Here is a 12,012-nt window from a genome sequence, read left to right as displayed (position 1 = left end):
TAATCAATTCTGTCCTGATAACAGCTTAAAACTAAAGGGCAACAATTTTGAGGAAATACTTCCCTGACTACAGGCCGACACGCTAAATTAGATTAATGAGTGAAAAGAGTGAAAAGAAGAGCGAAGGCTACAAAATAATCAGCGACAACCGCCAAGCCCGCTTTCTCTATGAAATATTAGAGACTTACCAGGTTGGAATTGAGCTGAAGGGCACCGAAGTCAAATCGATTCGGGAAGGCAAAGTCAATTTGCGTGACGGCTATGCCTTAGTTCGCAATGGCGAAGTCTGGTTGATTAATGCCCACATTTCGCCTTGGGGAAAGGCCAGCGATTATTTTAACCACGATCCCCGCCGCACCCGCAAACTGTTGATGCACAAACAGGAAATCCGCAAGTTGCTAGGTAAGGTGGAGCAACAGGGCTTGACTTTGGTACCGTTGAAGATGTATTTCAAGAGCGGCTGGGTGAAACTTGATATTGCTTTGGGGAAAGGGAAGAAGCTACACGATAAGCGGGATAGTATTAAGGAACGGGATGATAAGCGAAGTATTGAACGGGCTATGAAGCAGTTTTAATTGTCGAATTTGATTAAATTACGGCAATACAATCTATCTCGACTAAGACATCTTTTGGTAAGCGAGAAACTTCGACGCAGGCCCGTGCGGGTGCTGTTGTGCTATCAAAATATTTGCCATAGATGGCATTAACAGCAGCAAAATCGTTCATGTCTTTGAGATAAATGGTGGTTTTGACGACATCTAACCAAGTAGCACCGGCTTCTGTGAGGATGGCTTCGATATTTGCCATGACTTGTTCTGTTTGTTTGTTTATGTCTTCGGTGTAGACGACTTGGTTAATGCGGATGTCGATCGCAATTTGACCGGCTACGAAGATCATTGTACCGCTGGCTGCGATCGCTTGATTGTATGGGCCTACTGGTTTGGGTGCGTTTTCGGTACAGATAATTTTGCGTGTCATAGTTATTGAATTTTCTGATTTTTGGTTAGAGGTTTCTGGGTTATAAATTTCTCCATCGGGCATTATTGCACCTGTGAGATCGGCATCCTTGATGCTCAGTCCATAAGTTTTTGCGTCAGTCAAATCTGCTCTTTTCAAATTAGCTCCACTTAAATTTGCCCTCATTAAATTTGCCCCTTGCAGATTGGTTCTTTCTAAATTTGCCCCTCGCAGACAAGTTTTTTTGAGGTTAGCTTCTCCCAAGTCTGCTATACTCAAATCGACATCAGACATATTAATACCTGACAAGTCAAATTTATGCAAATTGACTGCCCGGAGTTTTGCTCGTTGCAGTTTTGCATCTTGGAGTTTTACGCCAGTTAAGTTGGTCGCAGTTAAATCTGCTCCAGCCAAATTAGCCCCAGTCAGATTTGCATTACTCAAGTTTGCTCTACTTAAGTCTGCATCAAGGAAAGAGGCTCGACTTAGGTTGGCAGATTTGAGGTTTGTACCGCTCAGCTTTGCTTTGTCCAAGTTGGCATTACTGAAATTAGAATTACTTAGGTTTGCCCCATTTAAATCTGTATTACTGAAGTCTGCCAAGCTTAGATTTGCTGAATCACACTTTGCCTTACTTAAATCTGCATTTGTTAGGGATGCCCTACTGAAATTGACCCCACAAAGGTTAGCCTGAGCTAGGTTTACCTCACTCAAGTCGGCTCCACTCAAATCTGTGTTTGTTAGGTTTATTTCACTCAGGTCTGCACCTTTAAGGTCTACCCCACTGAGATTTTGTTTCTCAAAATCCCGCTGTCCATCTGCAAATCTTTCTAGCAGTTCATCAGCGTCCATAGTTACCCCCATTTTCAATCCTCTCAACTCAGTCTACCACCTAATGCCTAACCGATCGCAAATTTATTTATACTGATATCTTGCATCATATTTGATCGGCCCTGGCGATTGAAATCGCGGCTACACAAACGAAGTCCGCCTACGCGGACTCAAAGATAATTTCAACCCGCGAAGGCGGGTTTTGTCTGTGTAGGCGCGGTTTCAACCGCCGGGTAAATACAATTAATTCAACCCGCGAAGGCGGGTTTTGTTTGTGTAGACGCGGTTTCAACCGCCGGGTCTAAATCCGGTCTAAATCCGGTCTAAATCCGGTCTAAATCCGGTCTAAATCCGGTCTAAATCTGGTCTAAATCTGTATGATTGGGAAAGCACAAAATCTTCAAGCATGATAAAATCATCCTTAATAACTAATAACAGACACCTCAAATGATTGCTAACCCACAATTCCGTTACATGACTCCCCAAGAATATCTAGAATGGGAAGAACAACAACCGATTAAATATGAATACGTCAACGGTGAAGCCTTAGCTATAAAAGGTGAGGATATTCCCCACAACTCTATTGCTGTTAACTTAGCAACAGCTTTAAAAAACCATTTGCGGGGGAAAGGCTGTATAGTTTTGATGGCAGATGCCAAAGTTAGAATATCTGAAAATGGCCCTTTTCACTACCCAGATGTTATGGTAACTTGCGATGAAAGAGACAGACGCGCTATCGAATTTATCCAATATCCTTGTCTAATTGTTGAAGTTCTCTCCCCTAGTACAGAAGGATTTGATAGAGGTAAGAAATTCACCAATTACCGTCGCATCAATACATTGAGAGAATATGTTCTCATCAACGCTCAAGAAATTAGCATTGAGTGCTACCGCCTCAACGATCAAAATAAATGGGAACTCACCCACTACCAAATTGATGAAACTACCTCAGAAGGAACTGAACCAGAAGTTTGCTTAACTAGCATTGACTTCCGCTTTCCTATTTCTCTCCTCTATGAAGATGTAGAAATTCCCGCAGAAAATCAATGACATAAACTTTGTTGCTCGAAATCAAGGCTTGCTTAAAAAAAACTTAAATACTTGATAAGTAAGTGGACATAAATAAACGGTATAAATTGTAATGTGGGCGATCGCCGACAGCCATCTTATGCTATGATTTAAAGACTTTTTTCGGCGATCGCCCACCCTACGTTTAATTTAGACTACCGAGGTTGAAGAATGATTGATAACTTGTCTAATTCTATGGCCTTACCTGTAAGCATTGCCGATATTGAAATTGCGGGAAAACGCCTAAATGGTCAGGTAAATAGAACGCCTGTTTTCACGTCCCAAACTGTTAATAAGATCGCAAAATCTCAAGTATTTTTTAAATGTGAAAACTTTCAGCGCACAGGTTCATTTAAGTTTCGGGGTGCGTACAATGCTCTATCTCAACTATCAGCAGAACAAAAACAGCAAGGAGTTCTAACTTTCTCTTCGGGAAACCACGCACAGGCGATCGCACTGGCGGGACAATTACTCGGAATTAGCACAACTATTATCATGCCTGCCGATGCTCCCATCGTCAAGCAAGAGGCGACTCGCGGCTATGGGGCCGAGATTATTTTTTACGATCGCTTTCAGACTTCAAGAGAGGAACTTTGCCAGCAAATAGCTAGCGATCGCGGCTCTACAATTATCCCTCCCTACGATCGCCCCCACGTCATTGCTGGCCAGGGTACAACGGCGTTAGAACTAATCGAAGAAGTTGGGGAATTAGACCTGTTGCTGGTATGTTGCGGTGGCGGAGGTTTGCTTTCTGGGTGCGCGATCGCCACTAAGGCGCGATCGCCTCAATGTCGAGTCATTGGCGTGGAACCGGAACAAGCAGATGATGCGGCGCGATCGTTCCGCACCAAAACGCTACAAACTGTTTATAATCCTGATACAATTGCTGATGGCGCACGTACTCCTTGTTTAGGTGAATTAACATTTCCTTTAATCCTCCATTATGTGGACGACATCGTAACAGTTTCCGAGGATGCTATTCGCAAAACGATGTTTTTTATGTGGGAACGAATGAAACTTGTTGTCGAACCTACAGGCACTTTAGCAGCAGCAGCTTTGTTAGAAAATATTGTTAAAGCTGAAGGTTTGCGGGTTGGCGTAATTGTCAGCGGTGGGAATGTAGATATTAAACTTGTCAGTCAATTTTTTATATAGTGATAAAATGCTTGAGTGGTAAATTTTTGATTGTATTCTCCAATGTCTAGCGAAACAAACTCAACAGATAAAACAACAACTGGTGCTGATGCTATTGACGTAGCGATCGCATCGGGTCTGGATTTTGACGGCACTCCCATCCCTACAGCTAAACTAGAACTATATAACAAAGTCATGGGTTTAGAAGCCGGAAGACAGCGCAGCGGTGTCTCAAATACAATGCGATCGCGCATCGTGCGGATAGGCGCTAAGCACATCCCCCAAGCAGAGCTCAATCAAATGCTTGCTGATGCAAACTTTGCTCCCCTTAAAGACAAAGAAATTGCCTTTTATTACAGTGGTAAGTAAAGATTATCTACCCTTTTAGGCAGATGAAATGCCCTTCCAGGATCGGTCAAAATTTTTGATAAATCCTAGTGGAGGGTAAATTTATGGCTAGCAACGGAAATTCAGTCATTAGTAACCTTGAGTACGATTTGCTGACAGTCTTGCAAAACAAGTCTGAAGCAATTAAAGCCTACGAAACTTACATAAACGACGCTCAGGAAACTGGCTCTAACCCCTGTGCAGAACTCTTCCAAAAATTGAAGCAGACAGACATGGATCAAGCACAGGAGATCCGCCAACACCTTCAAGAAGTGATGCAGAAAGGCAAAATGTAATTTATCATTTGAAGTAGAGGTGGATGAATCCGCCTCTACTATTTAAAATCACCCTAACTATTTAGATTACTTGGAACATTAGTCTCTGGCTTCACTGTTCTTTCCATCAATGCTGCGACAGCTTGCTCAGGGGTAATTATACCATTAATTAAACGATAAACTTGAGTAGAAACAGGCACTTCAATACCCTGTTTTTTAGCCAGATCGATCAATACATTAGTAGTATTTACCCCTTCAGCAGTGCTCTGTAACTCTTCCAAAACCTGCTCTAAAGATTTGCCTTGAGCGAGCCCATAACCAACCCGATAATTGCGGGATAAAGCACTATTACAAGTCGCAAGTAAATCTCCCAAACCAGATAACCCATAAAAGGTTTCAACTTGCGCTCCCAAACGCACACCTACACGAATCATTTCCGGTAAAGCACGGGTAAGAAGAGCCGATTTTGCATTAGTTCCTAAATGCAAACCATCGCAGACACCAGCCGCGATCGCAAACACATTTTTTAAAGTTCCCCCCAACTCAGTACCCAGAGGATCGCTATTAATATAAACCCGAAAAATATCGGAACTGAAAATATCTTGTACCTGCTTCGCCGCCGCTAAATCTATACTAGCAGCAACAGTCGCAGTAGGCAAACCCTGGACAATTTCTTGAGACAGATTCGGCCCGGAAAGTACAACAATAGAACGTTCGGGAAAAGCATCATGCCAAATGCGAGAAGGAGTGCGAGTAGTAACGGGGTCTAAACCTTTAGTAGCCGTAATTATGATAGCATTAGTATTTAAATTTATCCCTTTAATTCGCTCGACTGTTTCCACAACTCCCTTCATAGAAACTGCTGAAACAATCACATCTGTTTCAATTAAAATTGAGTCTAGGTTTAAAGAACTACTACGCGACCACAAATTAACTTGATGGCCATTATTACTAGCTAGAGTTGCCACTGCGGAGCCCCAAGCACCCGCACCTAAAACTGTTAAAATTGCCATATTCTTAAAGGAAGAAGGAAGAAGGAAGAAGGAAGAAGAAGAAAGGAAGACTGGGAGAGGGGGAAGATGTAGCAATTAGCAATTAGCAATTAGCAATTAGCCATTAGCCATTAGCCATTAGCCATTACAAACGAGGCCGCATTCCATAGTGACGGTAACGCCAATAATCTCGGAGAATGCGATCGTGGTCAAAACAAAGTTGACTTGGAAACCGCCAAGGTTCAAAAAGTTCTAGATTTTTAGCATCATCAGCAGCCTGGGGTTCCCCTGTTGCTGCGGCCAAAAATACAATGCTAAGAGTATGTTGGCGAGGGTCACGATTGGGGTCAGAATAAACGTAGAATTGCTCAATTAATTCTACCTCTAATCCTACTTCTTCTTGAGCTTCACGCTTGGCAGCCGTTTCTACGGTTTCGCCATAATCGACAAAGCCACCAGGAATAGCCCAACCGTAGGGAGGATTGCATCGTTCGATTAGTATAATCGGCCTCGCGGGGCGATCGATTAATTCGATAATAATGTCAACTGTAGGAGTAGGATTGCGGTAAGTCACAGATTTGGGTAAAAATTATACTAATTTTATAATACTAGGAAGTTATAATTTATGAAAGAGTTGTAGAGAGGTAATTTTATGACTACTAATGTTACTGCCCCATCGGAAAAATCGACTAAGCTAACTTACCCAGTTATGCTTGAAAAACAAGAAAATGAAGGATATAGAGCCACAGTATTGGGCTGGCCAGAGTGTCAAGCTTTTGGTTCTACCCGCGAAGAAACTTTGACCAGTTTACGCCAGATTGTAACAGAGCGCTTAGACAAAGTAGAAATAGTTTCTCTAGAAATCGATCGCCCAAAACCAGAACATCCTTGGATGAAGTTTGCGGGTAAGTATGAAGACGATCCCTACTTCGAGGAGATGCAAGCTGATATAGCAGCTTTACGTCGCGAACGAGATGAAGAGATGGAAGCTTATTACCGTCAAATGGATGCGGAGGAAGAGACAAAATGAGTTTGTGGGTACTCGATACGGATCATGTTTCGCTTTTTCAACAGAATCATCCAATAGTTAGTAGTCGGATTAGCGCAGTCAATTCTGACGAAATTGCTGTTACTGTTATTACAGTAGAAGAACAATTTTATGGGCGGCTTAATACGAATTGCTCCTTGTGTGATTTCCCGATCTGGGGTTTTAGTAACTCGCAATCGACGAGATTTTGAGCGCGTTCCTGCTTTGAGATTTGAAGATTGGACAATATAACTATTTTGTTGGGTTCGGCCTTCTCTACTCTCTCGTCAAAATTAAACTTAAATGACGAGCGCCCTTACCACAAATTCAAGTAAGTAAAATATGCGATAATAAAAAACTGTTCTTAGCCTACTCCGGTCTTAAAAACACAACCGTAAACACTAGGATCAGAAATACCATTTGTAGGTAAAAGTGTCAAGCACTCTCTACAAAATACCCAACTCTATACTTTATATTTTAGGTTGCTTATGCCTTTTCGCAGATCGAGCGGTCTTTTACTCCATCCCACATCCTTTCCGAGTCGATTCGGGATTGGAGATATGGGATTAGAAGCGTATCGCTTCATTGACTTTTTAGCAGACAACAATCAACAATACTGGCAATTATTGCCCCTGGGCCCAACGGGATATGGCAATTCCCCCTATATGTGCTATTCAGCAATGGCGGGAAATCCATTTTTAATTAGCCCCGATCGGTTGCGAGATGAGGGTTTATTAACAGACGAAGACTTCGCACAGGTACCAGGATTTCCTCTCGATACTGTAGACTTCGATCGCGCCATTCAAACTAAACTTCCCCTCCTACAAAAAGCCAGCGAAAACTTCAAGGTTCAAGCCACTTCTATGCAGCAAACTGAATTTGCTGGTTTTTGCGAAAGCAAGGCTCACTGGCTAGAAGATTACGCCTTATTTATGGCCTTAAAAGATACCTTTCAAGGTACGAGTTGGCATACTTGGGAACCAGCAATTGCTAAACGTCAACCAGAGACTTTAGAACTGTGGCGGACAAAGCTAACTGCGGAAATTTTTCACCACAAATACCTCCAATTCGAGTTTTTCCGTCAGTGGACAGAATTAAAGCGCTATGCAAACCTGCGGGGCATTAAAATAATTGGTGATATTCCCATTTATGTATCTCATGATAGTGCTGATGTTTGGTCTCATCCTGAAACATTTTGCTTAGAAGAAGAATCTCGTCTTCCAGCTTTAATGGCCGGAGTTCCCCCCGATTACTTCAGCGCCACAGGTCAGTTATGGGGCAATCCAGTCTATAATTGGGAGCAACTACAAGCAGATAATTTTCATTGGTGGGTACAGCGTTTCCAGAGTATTTTCGATTGCGTAGACGTAACTCGGATCGATCATTTCCGAGGTTTTGATGCTTACTGGGCAGTTCCCCAAGGTGAAAAAACTGCTATGAACGGTACTTGGATTAAAGCACCCGGAACGGCATTGTTTGACGTAATTCAAGAGAAATTTGGCAGCTTGCCAATTATTGCCGAAGATTTAGGCGTAATTACCCCAGAAGTAGAAGCGCTACGGGATAAATTTGAGTTTCCAGGGATGAAGATTTTGCAATTCGCTTTTGGTGGCGCTCGCGATAATGCTTTTTTACCTTTTAATTATGTCCGCAACTGTGTAGTTTACACCGGCACTCACGATAATGACACAACTATCGGCTGGTTTGAACAACTCCAATCCTACGAAAGAGACTTCTTTTTGGGTTATTTAGGCTGCGTCGATCCTCAAGGAATCCACTGGTCTTTGATCCGGTTGGCCTTGAGTTCGATTGCGGATATCGCGATCCTTCCAGTTCAGGATATTTTAGGTTTAGGAAATATTGCTCGGATGAATTTTCCGGGCAAAGAAGAGGGGAACTGGGGCTGGCGGTATCGGTCTGGGGCTTTGAATCAGGAAATAGGCGATCGCCTTAATTCCCTCACCAATCTCTACGGCCGAGCGCCCATCAAAGAATGAAAACCCCAGAAGAAGGATGAAGGAAGAAGGATGAAAGATGAAGGAAGAAAGATTTAGTTATCTAGGAGAGAAAGATTTAGTTATTTAGGAGAGAAGGAAGAATGCTTATACAGCAAGCTTTTTTCCCTCAATAAAAACCAGGTTCAACCTCGATCTTTCCTCTTTTCTGTCGCCGCCGGGGGTTCATTGGCTTTTAAGACCACTTCTTCGATCGCCCCCGGCTGTCCTAGTTGCTTGGCCTCGCCGTTATTCACAGCCAACAGTACCCCGCCAGCGTTGCCAGCCCTGAAAAACAGTTGCTCTTTCGCTTGCCAAGTCCGCTGAGTCCCCACAGGTAAATTACCCTCAAACTCAGTTTTGCCATCAACCTCAATCAACACCCAAGTTTCCTCCTTGACAGTGACGCTAATAGTCACTTGCTGATGGGCTGCTGGTTGAGCTAAAGCGTTAGTTGCCTTTACCGACACAGAAGGCGATCCTTGGCCTGAAGCATTGGTTACTTGTGCCGAGATCGAGGGAGTTGGCTGGTTGGAGGCATTGGTTACTTGTGCCGAGATCGAGGGAGTTGGTTGGTTGGAAGCACTCGTTACCAATGGCTGCGGCGACGAGGCATAGTCATCCCGCACAGCAGCATCAGGGAAAGAAGGCTGCTTTACCGGAGCAGTCGGAAGACTAGCCCGCTCGGCCACTAAAGTGCCTTGATTTCCTGGCTGCTTGGTAACGCTTTTGCTGGGAATTGGTGCCTTAGCTGGGGGTTTTGATGCCGTCACCCCTGTTTCGGCTGTATCCGCTGTATCGGAACGACCGATCGCTTGAGATAGACCGTTGACAGACGCGACAATCACAAATAGATAAAGCAGGTACAGGTGTATCGGTCGCAGTTGAGCTAGGGGCAAATCTCGCCAAGAGGTTTTTGGACGTTCCAGTATCGGTGTTGCAGGGCAAAAGTTGGCAAACTGTTCGCCATCTAAACCCATTGCCTCCGCGTAGCGCTTGATCAAGCCTTGGGTGTAGACGGGTTCGGGCAGTTCGTCGAGTTCCCCTTCCTCAATAGCTTGCAGCAGGCGCGATCGAATCATCGTTACTACCGACACTCGTTCTAAGGAGATTGAGTGCTGTTCTCGGAATTGGCGGAGTTGAGCGCCAATTTCTGCAAGGCTTTGGGCCTGTTCGGTATTGGCTGACTCTAGGTTCTTCTTAGTTTTTTTGAAGAGTAAAAAAAATAAATTCTTCGTCATAAGTTGTGCTCCTTGACATCTACTGGCACATTTACTGATGTTAGGTTGACTCGGTTCCACAAAAAAGTAATTTCAGAATCGAGTAGAGGTCGGTAGTGTCCTGCCGGCAATTCCGGCTCTCCTGGCGGCTGCAATAGAATTGGGCCGATTGCCGTGCGGTGCAGATGAATCACTGGGTATCCCAACTGTTCAGCAACTCGGCGCACCTGTCGATTTCTCCCCTCGTAAAGAATTACTTCCAAAAGTGTCTGGGAACCGTTACGCTCTTGCACTCTAACTTGAGCTGGCAATGTCATTCTGCGTGATAGGAGAACGCCCTGACTCCACGTTTGCAATACCGATTTTGGGGGATCGCCTTCTACCCAAACTTGATAAGTTTTGGGGACGCAATGGCGGGGATGGGTCAAAGCGAAGGTGAGATTACCGTCGTTGGTGAGCAGCAGAGCTCCTGTGGATTCTACATCTAAGCGCCCTACTGGGTGAATGCCGCAACCGGCACGCAGTTTGGGCGGTAACAGATCTAGGACTGTGGTGCGCTGTGCGGGATCGGAGCAAGTTGAAACGACTCCGGCTGGTTTGTTGAGTAACAAATAGACCGGCTGGGGTCGGCGCTCTGATTTGACGCGCACTCCGTCAACTTCTATGCGATCGCTCGCAGGATTAGCTTTTTGTCCTAGCTGGACAGTATTGCCATTAACTCGCACTCGTCCAGCGAGAATCATCTCTTCTGCTTGGCGGCGAGAGGCAATGCCCCACTGGGCGAGTATTTTTTGCAGCCTTTCATCCATACAGCGGACGGCTTGGGGGAGTTATCGAATCAATAAAGGACAAGCTAAATCTTTGCATGATTTAGATGACTATGTACAAATATTACAGGAATAGTTGCTGTCTGGATGTTTCTGTTTTCGATCGCGCTGCTGAGCCTGACAATTTACTTTAGATCGGTCAATGATTGAGGGGTGTAACCCCTCATTACGTCAATGTATCATAAGAAATATAGCAACCGCCAAGACCATTAGGAGATTCTAAATTGAGCGAATGGTTCGGCAAGCGCGATCGCAGCGAAGCCCTTACTTTTATTCTCTTTCCCTTCTTCCCCTAGCCCTGAGCATCGTAGCCCCTAGCCCCTTCTTCCCCTAGCCCCTAGCCCCTTCTTCCCCCCTAGCCCCTCAAAATCGGGTGTTTAATAAAGTGCAACTTCACATTAAATTGGTATAAGTTCTGAAGTTGGCTATGGCTATGGGTTTTGATTCTCCCCAATCGGGTGATGGTGCTGGTGAAGTTAATGAATTGGGGAATGGCGCTCGCGCTTTATTGTCTGAGGAATCTCTAGGGGGTAAAGGTAGCAGAATTGTCAGTGCGGTATTGTCTCCAGCCGTGCAATTGCTGTTGAGATCGCAGGTTTCTCAGGTAAAGGAGTTATCTGTGGAGATTTCGGGTAGCGATCGCCAAATTTTGGGCGGTACAGTTCCGAAAGTGGCGATCGCGGCTAAAGGTGCTGTATATCAAGGATTGCACTTGACTGATATTTCCCTTGTCGGTACTGGTATCCGCATCAATTTAGGTCAAGTGATTAAAGGTAAACCGCTAAGGTTGTTAGAACCAATCCCAGTTGTCGGTATTGCCAGGTTAAATGAAGCTGATTTGAATACTTCACTTTCAGCACCTTTACTCGCTAAGGCTTTAAGTGATTTTTTGTTGCCGCTTTTGCCGGTAGATGTCGGCGATCTTCAGCAGGGATTAAATTTGCAAAATCCGCAGATTAAAATTGAGGCGGGCAAGCTAATATTAAAGGCAGGAATTTTGTTAAATAATGGTCAAATAATAGCTTTTTTACTGCGGACTGGTTTGGGTTTGGCAAGTGGTCGCGAGTTACTATTTGAACAACCAGAAGTGGAGATTTCGCAAGGATTAAATAGTAGAAATCTAGATAGTTTTAAATTGGATTTAGGGTCAGAAGTTGACCTTGAAGAATTAATTCTGCATCCCGGTGAGTTGGTTTGTCGAGGGGGAATTAGAGTATTGCCTTAGTTTCCCATTTTCTAGGAGGAAAGCCTGCTTTAGGCTTAGGCGGAAATTGCTTGTATAGCAGGAGGCAGGAGGAAA

At 44.2% G+C, this 12,012-nt stretch carries 13 protein-coding genes; 8 read left to right on the top strand and 5 right to left on the bottom strand.

The genetic code is table 11. The features are described from left to right. The first annotated feature begins 95 nt into the window (after positions 1-95). Complete coding sequence (gene smpB, locus OSCIL6407_RS0121410; protein WP_007353216.1) at positions 96-575, top strand: SsrA-binding protein SmpB; 480 nt, start codon at positions 96-98, stop codon at positions 573-575. Positions 576-588: 13 nt separating this feature from the next. Here smpB and OSCIL6407_RS38150 read toward each other — a convergent pair whose 3' ends face one another. Next, positions 589-1,821: a Rid family detoxifying hydrolase gene (locus OSCIL6407_RS38150; protein WP_007353217.1), complete on the bottom strand. Its 1,233-nt coding sequence runs from the start codon at positions 1,819-1,821 to the stop codon at positions 589-591. Positions 1,822-2,235: 414 nt separating this feature from the next. Between OSCIL6407_RS38150 and OSCIL6407_RS0121400 the strand changes: the two genes are divergently transcribed. From OSCIL6407_RS0121400 to OSCIL6407_RS0121385, 4 genes are all read left to right on the top strand, one after another. Continuing rightward, positions 2,236-2,838, top strand: coding sequence for a Uma2 family endonuclease (locus tag OSCIL6407_RS0121400; RefSeq protein WP_007353218.1), 603 nt, complete (start codon positions 2,236-2,238; stop codon positions 2,836-2,838). Positions 2,839-3,027: 189 nt separating this feature from the next. Continuing rightward, positions 3,028-4,011 (top strand): threo-3-hydroxy-L-aspartate ammonia-lyase, encoded by a 984-nt coding sequence (locus OSCIL6407_RS0121395; RefSeq protein WP_007353219.1) that lies wholly within the window; start codon positions 3,028-3,030, stop codon positions 4,009-4,011. A gap of 42 nt (positions 4,012-4,053) precedes the next feature. After that, a complete protein-coding gene (locus OSCIL6407_RS0121390) occupies positions 4,054-4,359 on the top strand; it encodes a small RNA NsiR4-regulated ssr1528 family protein (RefSeq protein WP_007353220.1) in 306 nt (101 codons plus the stop codon). 83 nt (positions 4,360-4,442) lie between these two features. After that, entirely contained in the window at positions 4,443-4,673 is a 231-nt protein-coding gene (locus OSCIL6407_RS0121385) for a hypothetical protein (protein WP_007353221.1), read from the top strand. 53 nt (positions 4,674-4,726) lie between these two features. On the opposite strand, the gene OSCIL6407_RS0121380 is transcribed toward OSCIL6407_RS0121385, so the two are convergent. Both OSCIL6407_RS0121380 and OSCIL6407_RS0121375 read right to left on the bottom strand, forming a co-directional pair. Beyond that, positions 4,727-5,665 carry an NAD(P)H-dependent glycerol-3-phosphate dehydrogenase gene (locus OSCIL6407_RS0121380; protein WP_007353222.1) on the bottom strand — a complete coding sequence of 313 codons (939 nt, stop codon included), beginning with the start codon at positions 5,663-5,665 and terminating at the stop codon, positions 4,727-4,729. 124 nt (positions 5,666-5,789) lie between these two features. Next, positions 5,790-6,218, bottom strand: a complete 429-nt coding sequence (locus tag OSCIL6407_RS0121375; protein ID WP_007353223.1) for an NUDIX domain-containing protein — start codon at positions 6,216-6,218, stop codon at positions 5,790-5,792. A gap of 78 nt (positions 6,219-6,296) precedes the next feature. Between OSCIL6407_RS0121375 and OSCIL6407_RS0121370 the strand changes: the two genes are divergently transcribed. Together OSCIL6407_RS0121370 and malQ are read left to right on the top strand one after the other, a co-directional pair. Next, positions 6,297-6,674 carry a type II toxin-antitoxin system HicB family antitoxin gene (locus OSCIL6407_RS0121370; protein WP_007353224.1) on the top strand — a complete coding sequence of 126 codons (378 nt, stop codon included), beginning with the start codon at positions 6,297-6,299 and terminating at the stop codon, positions 6,672-6,674. A 485-nt stretch (positions 6,675-7,159) separates the two neighbouring features. Continuing rightward, the gene (gene malQ, locus OSCIL6407_RS0121360; protein WP_007353226.1) at positions 7,160-8,668 is read left to right on the top strand and encodes a 4-alpha-glucanotransferase; all 1,509 of its coding nucleotides are present in this window, start codon (positions 7,160-7,162) and stop codon (positions 8,666-8,668) included. A 143-nt stretch (positions 8,669-8,811) separates the two neighbouring features. Here the strand turns inward: malQ and OSCIL6407_RS0121355 are convergent, their stop codons facing one another. Both OSCIL6407_RS0121355 and OSCIL6407_RS0121350 read right to left on the bottom strand, forming a co-directional pair. Continuing rightward, positions 8,812-9,906 (bottom strand): helix-turn-helix domain-containing protein, encoded by a 1,095-nt coding sequence (locus OSCIL6407_RS0121355; protein ID WP_007353227.1) that lies wholly within the window; start codon positions 9,904-9,906, stop codon positions 8,812-8,814. Continuing rightward, on the bottom strand, positions 9,903-10,694 hold the full coding sequence (locus OSCIL6407_RS0121350) for a pseudouridine synthase (protein ID WP_007353228.1): 792 nt from the start codon (positions 10,692-10,694) through the stop codon (positions 9,903-9,905). The genes OSCIL6407_RS0121355 and OSCIL6407_RS0121350 overlap by 4 nt, the downstream gene beginning before the upstream one ends. A 445-nt stretch (positions 10,695-11,139) precedes the next feature. Here OSCIL6407_RS0121350 and OSCIL6407_RS0121345 point away from each other — a divergent pair, with 445 nt between their 5' ends. Next, complete coding sequence (locus OSCIL6407_RS0121345; RefSeq protein ID WP_007353229.1) at positions 11,140-11,937, top strand: LmeA family phospholipid-binding protein; 798 nt, start codon at positions 11,140-11,142, stop codon at positions 11,935-11,937. The last annotated feature ends 75 nt before the right edge of the window (positions 11,938-12,012 follow it).

It is taken from the genome of Kamptonema formosum PCC 6407 (genome assembly GCF_000332155.1).
Taxonomy (GTDB): domain Bacteria; phylum Cyanobacteriota; class Cyanobacteriia; order Cyanobacteriales; family Microcoleaceae; genus Kamptonema; species Kamptonema formosum.
The sequence above is the reverse complement of the archived record's forward strand: the minus strand, read 5'-3'. Positions and strand labels throughout refer to the sequence as shown.

Excerpts from the sequence above, each read along its gene's own strand:
- smpB (WP_007353216.1), top strand. The coding sequence starts at position 96 with ATGAGTGAAAAGAGTGAAAAGAAGAGCGAAGGCTACAAAATAATCAGC.
- OSCIL6407_RS38150 (WP_007353217.1), bottom strand. The coding sequence starts at position 1,821 with ATGGGGGTAACTATGGACGCTGATGAACTGCTAGAAAGATTTGCAGAT.
- OSCIL6407_RS0121400 (WP_007353218.1), top strand. The coding sequence starts at position 2,236 with ATGATTGCTAACCCACAATTCCGTTACATGACTCCCCAAGAATATCTA.
- OSCIL6407_RS0121395 (WP_007353219.1), top strand. The coding sequence starts at position 3,028 with ATGATTGATAACTTGTCTAATTCTATGGCCTTACCTGTAAGCATTGCC.
- OSCIL6407_RS0121390 (WP_007353220.1), top strand. The coding sequence starts at position 4,054 with ATGTCTAGCGAAACAAACTCAACAGATAAAACAACAACTGGTGCTGAT.
- OSCIL6407_RS0121385 (WP_007353221.1), top strand. The coding sequence starts at position 4,443 with ATGGCTAGCAACGGAAATTCAGTCATTAGTAACCTTGAGTACGATTTG.
- OSCIL6407_RS0121380 (WP_007353222.1), bottom strand. The coding sequence starts at position 5,665 with ATGGCAATTTTAACAGTTTTAGGTGCGGGTGCTTGGGGCTCCGCAGTG.
- OSCIL6407_RS0121370 (WP_007353224.1), top strand. The coding sequence starts at position 6,297 with ATGACTACTAATGTTACTGCCCCATCGGAAAAATCGACTAAGCTAACT.
- malQ (WP_007353226.1), top strand. The coding sequence starts at position 7,160 with ATGCCTTTTCGCAGATCGAGCGGTCTTTTACTCCATCCCACATCCTTT.
- OSCIL6407_RS0121355 (WP_007353227.1), bottom strand. The coding sequence starts at position 9,906 with ATGACGAAGAATTTATTTTTTTTACTCTTCAAAAAAACTAAGAAGAAC.
- OSCIL6407_RS0121350 (WP_007353228.1), bottom strand. The coding sequence starts at position 10,694 with ATGGATGAAAGGCTGCAAAAAATACTCGCCCAGTGGGGCATTGCCTCT.
- OSCIL6407_RS0121345 (WP_007353229.1), top strand. The coding sequence starts at position 11,140 with ATGGCTATGGGTTTTGATTCTCCCCAATCGGGTGATGGTGCTGGTGAA.